At 55.5% G+C, this 18,684-nt stretch carries 14 protein-coding genes; 12 read left to right on the forward strand and 2 right to left on the reverse strand.

What is annotated here, in order from left to right:
* Positions 1-14: 14 nt before the first annotated feature.
* Positions 15-1,058 (forward strand): ABC transporter permease, encoded by a 1,044-nt coding sequence (locus QP503_RS03795; RefSeq protein WP_006680578.1) that lies wholly within the window; start codon positions 15-17, stop codon positions 1,056-1,058.
* Positions 1,058-1,621, forward strand: a complete 564-nt coding sequence (locus tag QP503_RS03800) for an RpiB/LacA/LacB family sugar-phosphate isomerase (RefSeq protein WP_006680577.1) — start codon at positions 1,058-1,060, stop codon at positions 1,619-1,621. The genes QP503_RS03795 and QP503_RS03800 overlap by 1 nt, the downstream gene beginning before the upstream one ends.
* Positions 1,622-1,862: 241 nt before the next feature.
* Here QP503_RS03800 and QP503_RS03805 read toward each other — a convergent pair whose 3' ends face one another.
* Positions 1,863-2,885 (reverse strand): LacI family DNA-binding transcriptional regulator, encoded by a 1,023-nt coding sequence (locus tag QP503_RS03805; RefSeq protein WP_285084410.1) that lies wholly within the window; start codon positions 2,883-2,885, stop codon positions 1,863-1,865.
* 74 nt (positions 2,886-2,959) lie between these two features.
* The gene (locus tag QP503_RS03810) at positions 2,960-4,204 is read right to left on the reverse strand and encodes an ROK family transcriptional regulator (RefSeq protein WP_179370079.1); all 1,245 of its coding nucleotides are present in this window, start codon (positions 4,202-4,204) and stop codon (positions 2,960-2,962) included.
* An 87-nt stretch (positions 4,205-4,291) separates the two neighbouring features.
* On the opposite strand from QP503_RS03810, the gene xylA reads away from it, so the two are divergent.
* The 10 genes from xylA (at position 4,292) to mmsB (ending at position 18,550) form a co-directional block, all read left to right on the forward strand.
* Positions 4,292-5,644: a xylose isomerase gene (gene xylA, locus QP503_RS03815; protein ID WP_006680573.1), complete on the forward strand. Its 1,353-nt coding sequence runs from the start codon at positions 4,292-4,294 to the stop codon at positions 5,642-5,644.
* 123 nt (positions 5,645-5,767) lie between these two features.
* On the forward strand, positions 5,768-7,129 hold the full coding sequence (locus QP503_RS03820) for a xylulokinase (protein WP_285101256.1): 1,362 nt from the start codon (positions 5,768-5,770) through the stop codon (positions 7,127-7,129).
* 419 nt (positions 7,130-7,548) lie between these two features.
* Entirely contained in the window at positions 7,549-9,888 is a 2,340-nt protein-coding gene (gene yicI, locus QP503_RS03825; protein ID WP_103633010.1) for an alpha-xylosidase, read from the forward strand.
* A gap of 51 nt (positions 9,889-9,939) precedes the next feature.
* On the forward strand, positions 9,940-11,199 hold the full coding sequence (locus tag QP503_RS03830; RefSeq protein WP_103632885.1) for a sugar ABC transporter substrate-binding protein: 1,260 nt from the start codon (positions 9,940-9,942) through the stop codon (positions 11,197-11,199).
* Between the two features lie 4 nt (positions 11,200-11,203).
* On the forward strand, positions 11,204-12,154 hold the full coding sequence (locus tag QP503_RS03835) for a carbohydrate ABC transporter permease (RefSeq protein WP_103632886.1): 951 nt from the start codon (positions 11,204-11,206) through the stop codon (positions 12,152-12,154).
* 5 nt (positions 12,155-12,159) lie between these two features.
* Positions 12,160-12,996, forward strand: coding sequence for a carbohydrate ABC transporter permease (locus QP503_RS03840; RefSeq protein WP_285069539.1), 837 nt, complete (start codon positions 12,160-12,162; stop codon positions 12,994-12,996).
* Between the two features lie 200 nt (positions 12,997-13,196).
* Positions 13,197-14,216 carry an acetylxylan esterase gene (locus tag QP503_RS03845; protein WP_103632887.1) on the forward strand — a complete coding sequence of 340 codons (1,020 nt, stop codon included), beginning with the start codon at positions 13,197-13,199 and terminating at the stop codon, positions 14,214-14,216.
* Between the two features lie 460 nt (positions 14,217-14,676).
* Positions 14,677-15,798 carry a multiple monosaccharide ABC transporter substrate-binding protein gene (gene chvE / locus QP503_RS03850; protein WP_103632888.1) on the forward strand — a complete coding sequence of 374 codons (1,122 nt, stop codon included), beginning with the start codon at positions 14,677-14,679 and terminating at the stop codon, positions 15,796-15,798.
* A gap of 41 nt (positions 15,799-15,839) precedes the next feature.
* Positions 15,840-17,390 (forward strand): ATP-binding cassette domain-containing protein, encoded by a 1,551-nt coding sequence (locus QP503_RS03855; protein WP_285101263.1) that lies wholly within the window; start codon positions 15,840-15,842, stop codon positions 17,388-17,390.
* On the forward strand, positions 17,387-18,550 hold the full coding sequence (gene mmsB, locus QP503_RS03860) for a multiple monosaccharide ABC transporter permease (RefSeq protein ID WP_285101257.1): 1,164 nt from the start codon (positions 17,387-17,389) through the stop codon (positions 18,548-18,550). The genes QP503_RS03855 and mmsB overlap by 4 nt, the downstream gene beginning before the upstream one ends.
* Positions 18,551-18,684 lie beyond the last annotated feature (134 nt).

Below are 18,684 nucleotides of genomic sequence, written 5' to 3' on the forward strand. Positions count from 1 at the left end.
AAGGAGAGCGCGAAATGACTACTGAATCCGTAAAGAAGCGTTCTTTCGCACTCCCGTCCTTCATGACGAAGGATGCCTACATGACGAGGCTCGTCATCGTCTTCGCTCTGCTCCTCATCTTCTTCGCCGTGATTCGCCCGGGCCCCTTCTTCGCCCTGCGTACCTGGCAGTCGATGGCAATCCAGTTCCCTGAATTCGGTCTGATGGCTCTGGGCGTCATGCTGACCATGTTCACCGCAGGCATCGACCTCTCGGTCGTGGCAATCGCAAACGTGACATCGATTAGCGCAGCCCTTGTCCTGCGAGCAATGCTCACCGGCGATGGTGGTGGCCAAGCAGGTCTCGCCGTCGTGATCGCACTGGTTATCGCACTGCTTGTTGGCACAATTTGCGGTGCCATCAACGGCATGCTCGTCTCCATGCTGAAGATTCCACCAATCCTCGCAACACTGGGCACACTCGAACTCTTCGGTGGTGTCGCCATCATCCTGACTGAAGGTAAGCCCGTTTCAGGCGTGCCCGACGCATTCGGTTCGGTATTCGCAGCCCATCTGGGCGGTCTTGTCCCCATGCCGCTTGTCATCTTCATCATCTGCTGCGTCATCGTCGGCCTGATCCTTACCCTGACCGGCTTTGGCACCAAGATCCTGATGATCGGCACGAACGAAACCGCGGCACGTTTTGCCGGTCTGAAGATCACCAGCTTGCTGATGCGCACCTACATCCTGTCGGGCATCATGGCAGCCGTCGCAGGCATTGTCATGCTGGCGAACTACAACTCCGCGAAGGCCGACTACGGCGCAAGCTACACACTGCTGACCGTTCTGATCGTCGTCCTCGGTGGCGTGAACCCCAACGGTGGCCGTGGTCGAATTGCCGGCGTCGTCATGGCGATCCTCGTGCTGCAGGTCCTGTCTTCGGGCCTCAACATGTTCCCGAATATCTCCAATTTCTACCGACCCCTCATCTGGGGCGGCGTCCTGCTGTTCGTTATCAGCATGAATGAATTCAACGGCAAGAACCCCTTCAAGGGCCTCCTTGCGGGAAGGAAGAAGTAATGAAGACCGTACGAAGCAAGCACGTTGTCGTCGGCGCCGACTTCGCTGGTTTCCCTCTGAAGGAGGCCGTGAAGAAGCACCTTCAGGATCGTGGGTGGACCGTCACCGACATTACGCCGGACCTTGATAAGACTCCCATGTATCACAGAGTCGGTTTTGCTCTGGGTGCGAAGATCGCCGAAGGTGAATTCGAGCGAGCACTGGCATTCTGTGGCACCGGCATGGGTATCCACATCGCAGCCTCAAAGGTTCCTCACGTTCACGCAGCCGTCTGCGAATCCGTTGCGTCAGCTCGTCGCGCAGCTGCCGCAAACAGCGCAAACCTGCTGGCCATGGGCGCTTTCTACATCGCTGAACGTAAGGGTATGGCCATGGCGGATGCATTCCTCGAGTCGGAGCTTGGCAGCGGTTACGAAGATTGGGAAGGCTTCTACGCCTACCACCGCATTGGCTTTGACGAGTGCGAGAACTTCGACTACGAGGCCTATAAGGCAAACGGTTTCGAGGTTGTTAACCCGCAGTCGGCAGTGCTGGCAGACGAACCGAAGGGTCTTGCGTACTGAGCCTCAGATACGTAGATCCTGACGGTTTGAACATCGTCTGAACTGAAATCGGCGGGTCCATCATGACAGTGGTGGGCCCGCCGATTGCTGTATAGGTCAAGGTGCTACGGTGCCGCGAGGCCGGTACGAGTATGCCGATAAGGTCGCGGACGACTGTGCTCAGAAAGTGGTGTTCTAAAACTCTGGGCTTTTTAACCCTTGGGCCTGTTCAACCTCGGGATTGTGTACAGCTGCGGACCGTTTAAAATTCTGGGATCGTCGACTGTCGGATGACCAGCTCACCTTTAACCAAGATACGCTTGGGCAACTCAGAGTCCGACTCGTCAAGGAGAAGCTCTACACCCTGGCGTGCAATTTCCGGAAGAGGTTGGCGTAGCGTAGTCACTGATGGGCGCATCAGTTCGGCGAACTGAATATCGTCAAAGCCGGTGACCATGATGTCCTCGGGAATACCGAAGCCACGATGACGAAGCTCTGTAATTGCGCCGATGGCAAGAAGATCGTTCAGACACACGATCGCGTCCCAGTGATTTCCCCCGTTGATTAATGTTGAAACTGCGCTACGTGCCGATTCGACGGAATGGTTGCATTCAAGGACATCGCTGTCCGCAAGTTCCATCCCGAACTCGGGAGCAGCCCGGCGCGCTTCGGTCACACGCTTAACGGATGATAGATCAGAGCCCGTATTCGACAGCATCGCGATGCGACGTGCTCCGCGTTCCTTCAGGTGTCCTAGAACCTCGCGAACGCCGTGCGCGTCGTCAACACCAACGAATGGGATGTGAGGCAAAGAGACGGCTCTGTCGAGCTGGACGGTTGGCACCAAGGCTGCCGCGCGCTCTAGGGAGGGCGTTGAGAAAGATTCGTGACAGGGCACGATGATCAGACCGTCTACTGAACCCCCTTCGAATGAGCGAAGCTTCAAGTCTTCCGTAGTGACAGACATTTCCGCATCGGAAATGAGCAGGGAAAGGCCGCGCTGGGATAAGTGGTGCTCGACTTGAACAATGAGGTCCGTGTAGAACGGGTTGGAGATCGAAGGGACGAGCATGCCGATCTGCTTCGTTTTGGCTAGGCGAAGAGATCTGGCGACGGGGTTCACTCGGTAGCCTAGTTTGCGTGCGACCTCTCGAACGTGGTCGCGCGTTTGCGCACCGATGAGCTCGGAACCTCGTCCTAGAGCGCGTGAAGCTGTGGAAACTGAAACGCCTGCCACTTGAGCGACGTCAACAAGGCGTGGGCGGGGTTTCTCATCTCCGATCATGGATACAGATTAACCCGCACATTGAGTGAAATTGCGACACCCTGAAAGAAAACCGTGATGTTCTGCGGAGTTTGTCATGCTGTCCATGCCATGGGGTCATCGACCAAGCGCTGCAGAATTCGATATGCCGCTCCGCGCGAGTCAAGACCTTGGGAATCTCGGATTACTTCGAGTTTCGGCTGAGACCAGGCGTATTGAAGAACGCGGGTTTCGATTTCCTTTTCAGCTGCGGGCACAAGCCATTCGCTCAGTTCAGCGACAATTCCGCCGAGCAGAACCAGCGGGATGTCCGCAGAGTTGATGACGGCTGAAAGCGCTCGACCAAGGGCTGCTCCGCCTTCTTCGAGGGCTTCACGTGCTTGCTTCGAACCGTTTTCTGCCGCCTTGCGAATGTCTTCAACGGTTGCGTGGCGATCAAGTCCGGAGCGCTCAGCGAGGGCGCGCAGACCGAGGTATGCCTCGAGGCAACCGGTAGTCCCGCACGAGCAGAGGGGACCGGAAGGGTCTGCGCAGATGTGGCCGATTTCGCCGGACCACCCGTGTGCTCCGCTGAACGGACGATGGTCGACAATGATGCCGGCGCCGATGCCAACTTCGCCCGATATGTAGACGAATGACGCGGGCCCCGAGGGAACGCCGGGAAGTGGGTGTGCGACAGCGAAGGCGGCCAGGTCGGCTTCGTTGGCAACGATCGCGGGGTAGAGGTCCGATAGGGGAGCGAGCAGCTTCTCTAGGGGAATGTCGCGCCATCCCAAGTTGGGTGCGAGTGCCAGTCGGTCGGGGGATACGAGGCCTGGAAGAGCCAATCCACTGCCGAGGAAAATTGCTCCATCGGGAAGATGTTCCTCGACGAGAGCGTGTGCCATGTCGGCCAGTGAGGTCATCACTTCGACGTGATCGGAGTTCGCAAAGTCGCCTTCGATGCGATTTCGTGCAATTTCGTTGCCTCCGAGATCGATGATGACAGCGTCAAGGGCGGAAATATTGACTTCGAGCCCCAGCGCGACCGCCCTTCCTGGGGCTGGTGTGAGTCGATTGGCTGGGCGGCCTCGTCCGCCGATGGATGGTTCAAGTTCGAGAACGAGGCCCGCGTTGATGAGTTCATCGACGAGGCGCGAGATGGTAGCTCGCGTAATGCCTGTTGCTTGAGAAATGCCTGATCGGGAGATCTCTCCGGGTGCGGCAAGGATGTGTCGCAGGGCGAGGGAGAGGTTCATTGCACGCAGGCTTTCAGCCTTCACGCCCGCCATTGCGCGCTCCGATGGGCGCTGGGGTGCTCGCTGGGAAACCGACGTGTGTCGACGAATTGCTGCTGCCATGCTCTTGACTCTAGTACATTTCACACAGTATGTTTTGTTATGTAACAAAAGCGATCGTATCGATCTCTGAATCTCTGAGAGGCAACCATGTCTGAGAATCTCTGGAACATCGACAAGATCCCCTTCGTCGGAACATCGTCGCTCCGTCAGGGTCTTGGTTTCCGCTACTATGACGCCGAGCGAGTGGTCGCCGGCAAGACCATGCGCGAATGGCTGCGCTTCGGTGTTGCCTACTGGCACTCCTTCCAGGCCGAACTCGTCGATCCCTTCGGTGAGGGCACAGCGCAGCGCCCCTTCGATGGCAAGTACTCCAAGCCACTCGATCTGGCACTCGCCAAGGTCGACTACGCCTTTGACTTCTACAAGGCGCTGGGCGTTGACTACTTCTGCTTCCATGACCGCGACATCGCTCCCGAAGGCGACACCCTGCGCGAAACCAACGCAAACCTCGACAAGGTTGTCGACGCGATCGAAGCAAAGCAGAAGGAAACCGGCGTCAAGCTCCTGTGGAACACCTCTTCGCTGTTCACCAACCGCCGCTTCGTTTCCGGCGCAGCAACCTCGCCGTTCGCCGAGATCTACTCCTACGCCGGCGCACAGCTGAAGCATTCCCTGGAAATCGCCAAGCGCCTGGGCGCAGAGAACTACGTGTTCTGGGGCGGTCGCGAAGGGTACGAGAACCTGTGGAACACTGACCTCAAGCGCGAGCAGGACCACATCGCAGCAATGTTCCAGATGTGCGTTGACTACGCCAAGGAAATCGGTCTCGACGCTCAGTTCATGCTCGAGCCGAAGCCGAAGGAGCCGACGAGCCACCAGTACGATTTCGACGCAGCAACCACCATCGCCTTCCTCCAGACCTACGGCCTGCAAGATCACTTCAAGCTGAACCTCGAAGGCAACCACGCCAACCTTGCTGGACACACCTACCAGCACGAAATCCGCGTGGCACGCGAAGCTGGCATGCTCGGTTCTCTCGATGCCAACCAGGGCGACAAGCTCATCGGTTGGGACATCGACGAATTCCCGTCAGACCTCTACGAGACCACCGCAGTCATGTGGGAGGTCCTCGCAGAAGGCCAGATCGGCCCGCACGGTGGCCTGAACTTTGACGCCAAGCCGCGCCGTACCTCGTTCACCGCTGAGGACCTGTTCCGCGCCCACGTTGTTGGCATGGACTCCTACGCAGCCGGCCTGTTGGTCGCAGCCCGCATGCACGAAGAAGGACTTATCGAAGACCTCGTCTCCGAGCGCTACTCGTCCTTCGATTCGGGCATCGGTGCGACGGTCGAAGATGGCACAGCCTCCCTCGCCTCGCTGGAAGCACACTCACTCGACATTCCGCAGGCTGACCTGGTTGCAGCCACAAAGTCGGACCATCTCGAGTCTGTGAAGGCTACGATTAACAACTACATCGTCGATACTTTGGGCCGCGCCTGATCGACACTATCCTTACGGGCGGTCGCCAGCTTTTGGTGACCGCCCGTTTGGGTACTTTCGCTTCCTTCGCTTGGAAAAGTGGCATCGGTGCCACTTCGAAAAGCCCTTACTTTTGGAGCATATATGAGCACTCTTCGCCCCTACGTTGCCGGTGTTGATACGTCGACCCAGTCCTGCAAGGTCGTCATCTACGACCCCGCTACGTCCACCATCGTCCGCCAGGGCAAGGCCTCGCACCCGGATGGCACCGAAGTTGATCCCGAAAAATGGTGGGATGCCTTCGAGGAGGCCCTTGAACGTGCCGGCGGTTTGGACGATGTGGCTGCCCTGTCCGTCGGCGGTCAGCAGCACGGCATGGTCTGCCTGGATAAGGACGGCAACGTCATCCGTCCCGCCCTGCTGTGGAACGACACGCGTTCGGCTGGTGCTGCGCGCGACCTTATTCGCGAACGTGGCACCGATGACCGCGACGATGCCAGCTCTGAGGGCGCGAGCTGGTGGGCCGAGGCCACGGGTTCCGTTCCCGTCGCATCGTTGACCGTCACCAAGTTGCGTTGGCTCGCCGATAACGAGCCCGAGAATGTCGCCAAGATCGCCGCAATCTGCCTTCCGCACGATTATCTGACCTGGCGCATCATGGGCAAGCCCGCGTTGGACCAGCTGGCAACCGACCGCTCCGACGCGTCGGGCACCGGCTACATGGCACGCGAGATCCCGACGTACCGTCGCGATATTCTCGCCTCTGCGCTTCGTATCGACGAGGCCACGGCTGCCTCTATCATTCTTCCGACCATTGCTGGTCCGTGGGACGTGGTCGGTCACGGTGACCCTGAGCGTGGCTGGGGAGACATTGTCCTTGGCCCTGGCGCTGGCGATAACGCTGCTTCTGCGCTGGGCGTCGACCTGGAGCCGGGCAGTGCCCTGCTGTCTCTCGGAACCTCTGGTGTGGTCGCAGCAGTGTCGGCAACATCCGTTGCTGATCCGTCCGGTCTGGTGACGGGATTCTCCGATGCGTCGGGCAACTGGCTACCGTTGGCGTGCACCCTCAATGCGTCGCGCATTATCGACGCGATGATGAAGGTGACCGGCCTGAACTATAAAGAGTTCGACGAATACGCCCTGTCTGTCCCGGATGCCGGAGGCCTCGAGCTGATCCCCTACTTCGAAGGCGAACGCACCCCGAACCTGCCCGATGCGACGGCGGAGCTCCGCGGCATGACGTTGGCTAACTCCGACCGTGCGCACGTTGCTCGCGCCACGGTTGAAGGTCTGCTCAACCTCATGCGCTACGCGCTCGATGCCATGCGCGCGCTTGGTGTCCCGTTGAACAAGGTGCTCATTGTCGGTGGTGGCGTGAAGTCGACAGCCGTCCAGGCCCTGGCAGCAGACATGCTAGATGCCGTTGTGGAACTACCCGAGCCCGGCGAATACGTTGCTCTCGGTGCAGCGAAGCAGGCTGCGAAGGTTCTGGCTTCCCGCGCCTGATATCAGCTGGTACTTCTTTGCCCCTGGCCTTTCAGTAGGCTGGGGGCTTTGAAGTGTGGCCGGCCTCGTCAATTGGGAAGAGCTGGGATGCAGTGCGATGGCGGACTGTGCCAGCTTTCATTATTGATTACTTACAAACTGTCAAGTGCTTCAAGAGTGGGATATTAGACCTAATTTTACATAAGTAAAGGATTGGTCAAAAACCATTTTTCCTGATGGCGCAGTTTTTTGTTATCAAGTTGTAGCTTGAAAATGTTTGCAGGGTGTTGCGAATGTCTCTTTATCCAAGTATGTTTTCTTTTGTAACAAAATAACTGCTTTGTGATCCTTGATCACGAAATGCGCTAGCCCAAGGTCGCAAAGAAGCGACGATTCGCGATCTGACGTGAAGCAACGTGGAATTGAGAACGGGGGAGACAGTGAAGTTCACCAACGGATACTGGCTGAAGAAGGATGGATGGAACGTTCAGCATCCTCGTGAGATCCAAAGCATCGTCCCTGTCGGTAATGGAATTCGTGTCTTCGCGCCGACGCGTCATATTGCATTTAAAGGTGCGGAACTAGACGGAAGTCAGTTGACAATTACTCTTGAGCCAGCGGGTGAGGGAATTCTTCGCGTCCGTTTAGAGCACTTCCGTGGTTATTGTGAGTTGGCTCCCAATTTTGTCCTTGCTCCTCTCGAAGGTAACGGAACCGTTGCCATTGATTCAGCGAAGAAGAGTGCTGTTGTTTCGTCTGGCTTACTGCGGGCAGAAATTGGCGGTGAAGACCATTTCGAGCTCCGTTTCTATGATGGAGATCGTGAGATTACGTCATCGATACTGAAATCGATGGGAATTGCTATATCCCCTGAGGGTGAGAAGTTCATTCATGAACAGTTAGTCATCCAACCAGGCGAATCAATTTTTGGTCTTGGTGAACATTTTGGGCCTGTCGTAAAAAATGGGCAGGTTATTGATATGTGGAATGCGGACGGTGGAACCGCTTCTGAACAGGCCTATAAGAATGTACCTTTCTATTTTTCCGATCGTGGCTATGGTGTTTTTGTTAACCACCCCGAAAAGGTCTCTTACGAAATTGGATCCGAAGTTAACACGCGTGTTCAGTTTTCTGTCCCAGGTAACGTGCTTGAGTACTTTGTTATTGCTGGACCGACGCCGAAGGATGTTCTTCGACGATACACATTGATGACGGGACGTGCTCCACAGGTCCCTGCATGGAGCTACGGACTTTGGCTTTCGACGTCCTTCAAGACAGACTATTCGGAAGAAACAGTTAACGGTTTACTGGATCAGATGGAAGAACGTGGAATACCAATGAGCGTTCTTCACTTTGACTGCTACTGGATGCGCCCCAGTCATTGGTGTGATTTCGTCTGGGATCCTGAACTTTTCACTCATCCTGAAGAGATGCTTGCGCGTTACCACAACCGTGGTATCAAAATTTGCGTTTGGATCAACCCATACATCGCACAGCAGTCTCACCTCTTTGAAGAGGGGAAAGAACAAGGCTATCTTCTTCATGCACTTGATGGTTCTGTAAGACAGTGGGACCACTGGCAATCTGGAATGGGATGGGTTGACTTTACAAACCCTGAAGCGACCATGTGGTACAAGAATGAGCTGAAGAAGCTACTGCGTCAGGGCGTTGATTGCTTTAAGACGGATTTCGGTGAACGGGTACCTACTGACGTCATCTGGTTTGACGGCTCCGATCCGCAACGGATGCACAATTACTACACGTACCTATACAACCAGGCAGTGTATGAAGCAATTGCTGAAGAACGTGGCGAAGAAGAGGCAATCGTTTTTGCCCGGAGTGGAACCGCGGGATCGCAGTCATTCCCAGTTCATTGGGGTGGCGATTCCGAGCCGACATTTGTGTCGATGGGTGAAACTCTGAGAGGTGGCTTGTCTCTCGGGATGTCTGGTTTCGGATACTGGAGTCACGATATGGGCGGTTTCGAAGGCAAGCCGAATCCGAAAGTCTTCATCCGATGGTTCCCGTTTGGAATGTTCTCTTCGCATTCACGATTGCACGGTTCAGATTCGTACCGGACACCGTGGATCTACGGCGATGAAGCAGTTAGAACGGCGCAACGTTTCGTTGCTCTAAAGAATCGCTTGATGCCTTATGTGCTTCAGGTTGCTCGTGAAGTTACTTCTGACGGAATTCCTGTCATGAGGCACATGATTCTCGAACATCCGAAGGATCGCACATCAGCCCATGTTGATACCCAATACTATTTCGGATCCAAGATGATTGTTGCGCCCGTTTTCTCTGAATCAGACGAGGTTGAATACTATCTGCCGACGGATGGTTGGACGAACCTTCTCGACGGTTCACGTCGTGAGCGTGCCGGATGGTACTCAGAAACACACGCCTTGGATTCGCTTCCGATCATGATTCCCGACGGGACGGTGCTTCCGCTGGGTGAGCACTCAGAACAGACCGTCTACAACTGGGCAGACAACGTATGTCTGTATTTGTTCGGGCTGGTTCCAGGCGAACAAACGGTAACTGTTCCATCGTCAGAGAGCGATGTTACGTTCAACGTCACTGTTACAGAATCGAAGGTCACTATTACTTCTGATTCCGCTTTTCCTTGGTCCGTTCAGGTAGTTGCGCCACTCAAGAACATTGAGATCGCAACCGGCTCTCAGGAACCCATGCTTTTCCCTGACCTTGCGTCGGGAGAACGCATCATCGCCGATGCGAACGCTGTTGAGTTCACCTATTCGTTTATCGCGACGAAGTGAATTGATCAGAAACCACAACACAGAGAGATGAGATTTCAAAGGAGAGACGACATGTCGATGTCACGTCACATGCGAAAGAATGTAGCCGTCGTCAGCGCGCTGACTCTGGCGGGAGCACTCGCAGCATGTTCAACAGGTTCGGGAGATTCTGCCACAAGTGGTTCGAGCGATGCTAGCGGTGACCAGGTTACGATTGAAGTCTGGGACTACGAAGGTCAGGGCGTATCCAATGACGCAATGAACGCTGCAGTTGCAGCATTCGAAGCAGCAAATCCGGGCATTAAGGTCAATCGCACCTCGTTCGCATTTGGTGACCTGTCAAAGTCAATTGTCCAAGGTGGCGTTGGTGGCGAGGTCCCAGATGTCGCGATTATCGATACCGTTGACAATCAGAATTTTGCTTCCCTTGGTCTGCTTGCGGACATCACTGATGCCACTGCAGATATGAAGGACGAATTCTTTGAAGGTCCTTGGAACTCTACTCAGCTTGATGGCAAGACTTATGGTCTGCCGATGAATTCGAATAACCTTGCTCTCTTCTACAACAAGACGATGTTTGAAGCTGCAGGAATCACTGCTGCTCCGACCACCTGGGATGAACTGGCGACCACGGCTAAGGCTCTGGCTACCGACGGCAAGGCTGGCCTTGCACTTTCTGCTGTGAAGAACGAACAAGGAACCTTCCAAGTTCTTCCATTCGTTTGGCAGACCGGTGGCGACGTTGAGAACTATGACGTTGCTGGTGCCGAGGCGTTGACTTATCTGAAGGGTCTCATTGACTCTGGTGCAGTGAGCTCGGCTGTTGCTAACTACACGCAGGAAGATGCACGTACCCAATTCACTACCAGCCAAACTGCAATGATGGTGAATGGTCCGTGGGAAATATCCAACCTTGCTGATGTTGACTTCGAGTGGGGTGTTGCTCCTCTGCCGGTTGGTAAGGAAGCAGCAACCGGTATGGGCGGTGAAAACATCGTCCTATTCCAAGAAGCAAAGAACGCTGAAGCTGGTCTGAAGTTCGTCGAGTTCATGGCTTCTCATGATGGTGTTCAGACCTTCTGTGACGTTTCGGGTCAGCTTTCTCCGCGCCCCGACCTTGCTGGAAAGCTCAAGCTTTCATCCGATCCGAAGATGCAGGTCTTCGAGAAGCAGATGGAGATCACCCACGCGCGTGCCTACGGTGCTGAGTATGCAAAAATCTCTGAGGCAATCCAGCTGTCCATTCAGGAAGCTTTGACGGGCGCTAAGACCCCGGATGCTGCGGCAAAGGATGCATTCACTACGATCCAGCCACTGTTGCCGACTGAGTGAAATCATGACAACAACGCTCAGCACTGATGCTGAGCGGCATGAGAAGCCGAGGCGACGCAAGCGTTCTCAGAACGAGATTCGCACTCGCCGTCTCGGTCTTCTCTTGGCTGCTCCTGCAATCGTTTATGTACTGGTTTTCCTCGCGTTTCCACTGCTCTATAACTTGTTTTTGAGTGTTACGGACGCCAACGGGGCGAACCTGATTTCTCAGACGTTCTCATTTAACAGTTTTGAGAATTACTCTGCCGTTATCAATGACCCGGCTTTTTGGAATGCGCTGAAACTGTCCGTCATCTTCACGGTGTCGTGTCTCTTCTTCCAGTACACGATCGGTTTCGCTTTGGCGTTGTTCTTCCGCCGTCCGTTCCCGGGCAATGGAATTATCCGTGCTCTTCTGCTTGTGGGATGGATTCTGCCCCCTGTTGTTACAGGCACCATTTTCAAGTGGATCTTTGACTCGGATTACGGTGTTCTCAACTACTTCTTATTATCCATGGGGATCATCGATGAACCAGTGAAATGGTTGACTGTCGGGTCAACTGCGATGTTCGCTGTCGTTGTTGCCAACCTATGGATCGGCATCCCGTTCAATATGCTTCTGCTTCTTTCGGGATTGCATACGATTGACGATGGTCTGTACGAAGCTGCTGCGGTGGATGGTGCCAGCAAGTGGCGTCAGTTTGTTTCAATTACCTTCCCCTTGATGCAACCAGTTTCAATCTCTGTTTTGTTGCTTGGTGTGATTAACACATACAAGGTCTTTGACCTTATCTACACCATGACAAAGGGCGGTCCTGTTGATTCAACGACGACGTTGCCGATCTACTCTTACCTCGAGACATTTAAGATCTTTGAATTCGGAAACGGTGCGGCTGCTTCTGCGTTGACGTTGCTTCTTCCACTGGCTCTGTCCTGGTTCTATGTGAAGAGCTTGAATGAGGAGGATCTCAAGTGAGTTTTGTGAATAAGAGGTTTCGTCGCGCCCAAGTCTTGAAGTCAGTATGCGGTTGGCTGATTGCAATTGTCTATCTTTTCCCGGTGTATTGGATGATCAATACAGCATTGAAGACTGGACAAGAGATGTTCCAGAATCCGCCGACGATGTATCCCCACAATCTGTATCTTGGTTCGTTTCAGTCCGTGTTTTCTGGTCAGTACGGCATCGGAACAGCGTTTGTTAACTCACTGATAATTTCAGTGTCTGTGTTGGCTCTGACGTTGCTGATTGCAGTTCCTCTTTCTTACGCAGTGGCTCGAATGCGCGGTGTGATTACAACCTCGATGATGGTCATGCTGACGGTGGTTCAGTTGCTTCCTGCTATTGCAATCTCGATTCCGATGTTCGTGATGTTCCGTCAGGTTGAACTGAATAACACGTTTTACTCGATTGTGCTTGCTGATATTTCTGTGACGCTACCGTTTGCAGTGATCTTGTTGCGCCCTTACTTTAAGCAGTTCCCGTATGAGGTTGAGGAGGCAGCCAAGCTTGATGGTCTGAGCACTATCCAGACGATCGTCCGGATTATCATTCCTACGATTCGACCGGGCATCATCATGATTTCGTCTTTTGCTTTCCTTATGGCGTGGGGTGAATTCACATTTGCCTTGACACTCTCGACGAAGCAGGAGATTCAGCCGTTAACGGTTGCGTTGAATCGAATCATTGGTCAATATGGTACGAACTGGAATGATTTGATGGCAGTAGCCACAATCATTGCTTTACCTGTTCTGATTCTGTTCATTCTGTTGCAACGCTACATCGTTGCGGGTCTTGCGGGTGGTGCAACCAAGGGCTGACAGAGCGCGAGGTGTAACTCCCTCGATTGTCTATATAGTGCGAGGCTTCAAGTGGTTGCTTGAAGCCTCGCGCTTTTGCTTGTGTTGGATCAAATGCAGGTCGGATATCTGCTAAACAGGTATGAGGAATCGTTTTACCCCATTGCCGGCGTTTGCCAAAGATGGCACGCTACGGGGGGATTGCACACGCAGGAGTACGCATGTCGACCTTCTTCGACCTTGATCGGGACCAACTGGAAACTTATCGCCCCGATAGTTTCGAGCCCGCAGACTTCGATGAATTTTGGGCGACGACTCTTGAAGAGAATCCTTTCGACCCGAGGTCTGTGCAGATCGAAGAGGTCACCGATCTGGTGGTGAAGACTCACCGAGTCTTCGACGTGACCTTCGGCGGGTACGCGGGCGATCCGATCAAGGCGTGGCTGACAATTCCTGCAACGGCTCAGCCCGGCGAAGAATTGCCCACCATTGTCGAGTTCCGCGGATACGGCGGTGGACGAGGCCTCCCGTACGAGCACCTCGGCTGGGCGGGTGCGGGCTTTGCGCACCTGGTTATGGACAACCGTGGCCAAGGCGGAAACTGGGGGACAGGGGCGGACACCATCGATCCGCATCCCCTGGGCGTTGGTCAGTTCGGACTCATGACACGTGGAATCGAAGACCCTCACGACTACTACTTCCGTCGGATCTATATCGACGCGCACCACGCGGTTGAGGCTACTGCGCACCTTCCGCACTGCGACGAGAAGCGGATCATTGTCACCGGGCAAAGTCAGGGTGGCACGCTGTCCGTTGTGGCCGGCGTTCTGAACCCGCGCGTTTTGGCTACGATGCCCGACGTTGCGTGGATGGCCGACTTCCGCCGTGCGGTCGGATTAAGCGAACACACGCCCTATCAGGAAGTCGTCCGCTACCTGTCCGTGTTCCGTGGCCGTGACGAGATGGTGTTTGAGACCCTCGCCTACTTTGACATTGTGTCGCTGGGGAAGCGCGCGACGATTCCCGCGTTGTTCTCGACCGGGCTCATGGATATCTGTTGCCCGCCGTCGACGGTGTATGCAGCGAAAAACTGGTGGGGTGAAAAGGTGGTTGAGGCTGGCGGACAGCGACCGAGTGCCCAGATTGATGCCCACGCATTCAACGAGCATGAGGGTGGTGGCCTGTATCAGTGGCACCGTCAGGTGTTGTGGGTGAAAGACTTCTTGGGCCTTGTCGACTGAGTTGTAGAGTGTGAAACGCAGGTGTTGTTATGAAATTGTTGCATAACAATCGAAAATAGCGACTTCGGTGCTTAAATCAGGAAAAATCGCAGTTCAGGGCTAGTTTTTCAGAGTCCGTAAAAGTCCAAGATAGGGGTAAATGTTCCCCGAAAACCGTGTGAAAACGGGCGACAGTTTGTTTTTGTCTTGACGAGACGTGTGCCACCGTTTATGTTTTGTTTGGGAACAAAAGGGAATCGGGGTTTACCCTCCCTACTAGCCGGCTAGCGGTGGCTATAGGAAGAAACCACCCCAGCCTCCACGGTTCTCCAGAATTGAAGACCGAATGCGCAGGTGGCCTCGTACCCCCTGCGTGAAGGGGAGCAACGCATACTCCCCAGATTCGCGAACATCCCATTTTGAATCACAGACCCGCGGGTCGTGCTGAAGCGACACCGCACGATGGCGAAGGAGCCAAACAATGCGAGGAATTGCAAAGAAGACGCTCGTTGCACTTGCAGCGTCATCCATGGCCTTTGGCATGGCCGCTTGCTCCGCAGAACGCGGTGGCTCGTCCGAATCTGGCGCAGCAGCTGGCGGTGAAGGTGGCCTCATCGGTGTTTCAATGCCGAGTAAGTCCCTCGAGCGCTGGAACCGTGACGGTTCGCACCTCGAAGAACTGCTGAAGGACGAAGGCTACGACGTCTCCCTGCAGTACGCAGACAACAAGGTTGAACAGCAGATCACCCAGATCCAGAACATGATCAACGCAGGCCCCAAGGTCCTCGTTGTCGCCTCCATTGACGGCTCCGCACTGGCTCCCGTTCTAGAACAGGCCAAGTCCGCAGGCATCCCGGTCATCGCATACGACCGCCTGATCCGCGACACCGAAGCAGTCGACTACTACGCGACCTTCGACAACTACAAGGTCGGCCAGCTGCAGGGCCAGTACATCGAAGAATCCCTCGGCCTCAAGGACGGCAAGGGCCCGTTCAACTTCGAACCCTTCTCCGGCTCCCCCGATGACAACAACGCCAAGTTCTTTTTCTCCGGCGCATGGGACGTCCTCTCGCCCTACGTTGAATCCGGCATGCTGACCGTTCCGTCCGGCAAGGCACCGTCATCCGTTGACGATTGGCAGTCCATCGGCATCCAGGCATGGATGTCCACCACCGCACAGTCAGAAATGGAAACCCGCCTCAATTCCTTCTATTCCGACAAGAAGGTTGAAGCCATCCTCTCCCCGAACGACTCCCTAGCACTCGGCATCTCCCAGGCGCTCGACTCGGACGGCTACACCGCCGATGCGTGGCCGGTCCTGACCGGTCAGGACGCCGACCAGGCAAACGTCCAGAACATCATCGCTGGCAAGCAATCCATGACCGTCTGGAAGGACACCCGCGCTCTCGGTGATCGCGTCGCCAAGATGGTCGACCAGATCGTCAAGGGCATTGAGGTCGAGGTCAACGACACCGAGTCCTACGACAACGGCAAGAAGGTTGTTCCTTCGTTCCTGCTTGATCCGGTCGTCATCACGAAGGACAACGTCCAAGAGAAGCTCGTTGACTCGGGCTTCTACACGGCAGCAGACCTCGGTCTCTGATCCTCGGACGTAAGTAACTCTCCTAGAAACTGAGGTGAATGATGCAGACCGATGAACTGGTCCTGCGAATGTCACATATCGTCAAGGAATTCTCTGGAGTCAGAGCCCTCGATGACGTGACGATGGAGGTCCGCCGAGGGGAAGTCCACGCAATCTGCGGTGAGAACGGTGCCGGCAAGTCGACCCTCATGAAGGTCCTGTCGGGTGTCTACCCCTACGGTTCCTACGAAGGCAGCATCGAATACGTTGGTAACGAATGTCGCTTCAAGTCCATCCGTGAATCAGAGGACGTCGGCATCGTCATCATTCACCAGGAACTGGCGCTGTCCCCGTTCCTGTCCGTTGCGGAAAACATTTTCCTTGGCAACGAACGGGGACGCGCCGGATTCGTTGATTGGCACGAAACCAAGATTCTGGCGAAGGAACTGCTCGACAAGGTCGGTTTGGACGTCAACCCTGACGCGCGCGTCGTCGACCTGGGCGTTGGCCAGCAACAGCTCGTTGAAATCGCAAAGGCATTGTCCAAGGACGTCAAGCTCCTGATCCTGGACGAGCCGACCGCAGCACTCAACGACGATGACTCTGAGCACCTGCTTGAGCTGATGCGTCAGCTCCGCGAAGAGGGCATCACCATGATCATCATCTCCCACAAGCTGGGAGAAATCCGCGAGATCGCCGACTCCACGTCGATCATCCGTGACGGCAAGACCGTCGGCTACATCGACATGCACCGCCCCGAAGGCGTAACCGAAGACGAAATCATCGCCAAGATGGTCGGTCGCGAACTGTCCAACCGCTTCCCGGAGCACACGCCGACCATCGGCGACACAATCCTCGAAGTTTCCAACTGGACCGTTCACCACCCGATCGACACTGGCCGAAAGGTCGTCGACGACGCGAGCTTCGAACTGCGCCGTGGAGAGATCACCGGCCTGGCCGGTCTGATGGGTGCGGGACGTACCGAGCTTGCCATGAGCATCTTCGGTCACCAGTACGGCACCTCGATCAGCGGTGAAGTTCGCAAGAACGGCGAGGTCATCGACACCTCCACCGTGACCAAGGCGATCAGCCACCGCCTGGCATATGTCCCCGAAGACCGCAAGACGATGGGGCTGAACCTGATCCAAGACATTCGCAAGAACGTCACCATTGCAGCCATCGACAAGATCATCAAGGGGCACGTCATCCAGTCCCATGACGAGGATGCGCTGGTCGAAGACTTCCGACAGAAGCTTCGCATCAAGACCTCGTCGATCGACGCACTCGCGTCGTCCCTGTCCGGTGGCAACCAGCAGAAGGTTGTCCTAGCCAAGTGGATCAACACCGATCCCGAGATCCTCATCCTTGACGAGCCGACACGAGGCATCGACGTCGGTGCCAAGTACGAGATCTACCAAATCATTCAGCAACTAGCCGATGAGGGTCACGCTGTCCTCGTCATCTCGTCGGAGTTGCCCGAGCTTCTGGGCATCTGCGATCGCATCTACACAATGAGCCAAGGCATGATCACGGGTGTCGTTCCCGCGGCCGAAGCAACACAGGAATCTCTCATGAAGCTCATGACCAAGGAACGAGTGAAGGAAGCACGATGAAAGAGTCGACCAAACGGCTGCAGGGCAGCCTCCAGCAGTACGGGATTCTCGGTGCGCTCGTCGTCATTGTCATCCTGTTCAACATTCTTACCGGTGGCCGCCTTTTGGCCCCGAACAATATCGCCTCGCTGATTCAGCAGAACGCGTACGTGATGGTCCTGACCATCGGCATGACCATGGTCATCATCGCCCGCCACATCGACCTCGCTGTCGGCTCTGTCGTCGCCTTCGTCGGTGGCGTGGTCGCACTGCTCATGTACCAGATGCACGTTGCGTGGCCACTTGCAGTGGTCATCGGTCTGCTTCTCGGTATCTTGATTGGCTGCTGGCAGGGCTTCTGGGTTGCCTACGTTGGCATCCCCGCGTTCATCGTCACCCTGGGTGGCATGCTCATCTTCCGTGGCCTCGCGATCGTCCTCGTAGAAGCAACCGTTTCCGGTCTGCCGTCGGGCTTCGTGGCCATCGCAGCCGGATCCCTGCCCCCGTTCCTCGGCTACGCGGGCATGCTTGACGTCGTCACTCTGGTTATCGGTATCGCAACGATCGCAGTCGCGCTCTTCTCCTCTTTCCGCCGTCGCGCAAAGGATATCAAGGCAGGTGCAGCGGTCATCCCGTTCGGATTGTTCGTCACCGGTCAGGTCCTGATAGCCCTGGCAATCGCCTTCGTGACCTACCTGCTCTCCCTGTCCTCCGGTGGGACCCCGATCGTTCTCATCATCATCGGCGTCCTGGCGGTCATCTACTCGTTCGTCATGGCGAAGACGAAGTTCGGTCGTCACATCTACGCCGTTGGTGGCAACCTCCGCGCAGCCCAGCTGTCCGGTATCAACACCAAGCGCACTGACTTCCTGGTCTTCGTGAACATGGGCTTCCTTGCCGCACTCGCCGGCATCATCACGACCTCTCGCGCAGGTGCTGCAGTCGCAACCGCAGGTAACAACTACGAACTCGACGCTATCGCAGCAGCCTTCATCGGTGGTACTGCGGTCTCCGGTGGTATCGGTAAGATCTCCGGTGCCATCATCGGTGCACTCATCATGGGCGTTCTGAACATGGGCCTGTCGATTCTGGCAGTCGACTCCGCATGGCAGCAGTCCATCAAGGGTCTCGTTGTGATTCTCGCAGTCGCTGTTGACCTGATCTCCTCGAAGAAGAACTGAGGTTGAACAAGCGCGTGCTTGATATGCCTTAATCGCAGAGGGTGGTTTAAACACCTGGCTTGAATAACGTGACCCCGAAGGAATTCCTTCGGGGTCACGTGCGTCTGTCAGCCTTTGCGCTGTTTCTCAAACGT

This window comes from Pauljensenia sp. UMB0895, from assembly GCF_030218905.1.
GTDB classification, from domain to species: domain Bacteria; phylum Actinomycetota; class Actinomycetes; order Actinomycetales; family Actinomycetaceae; genus Pauljensenia; species Pauljensenia turicensis_A.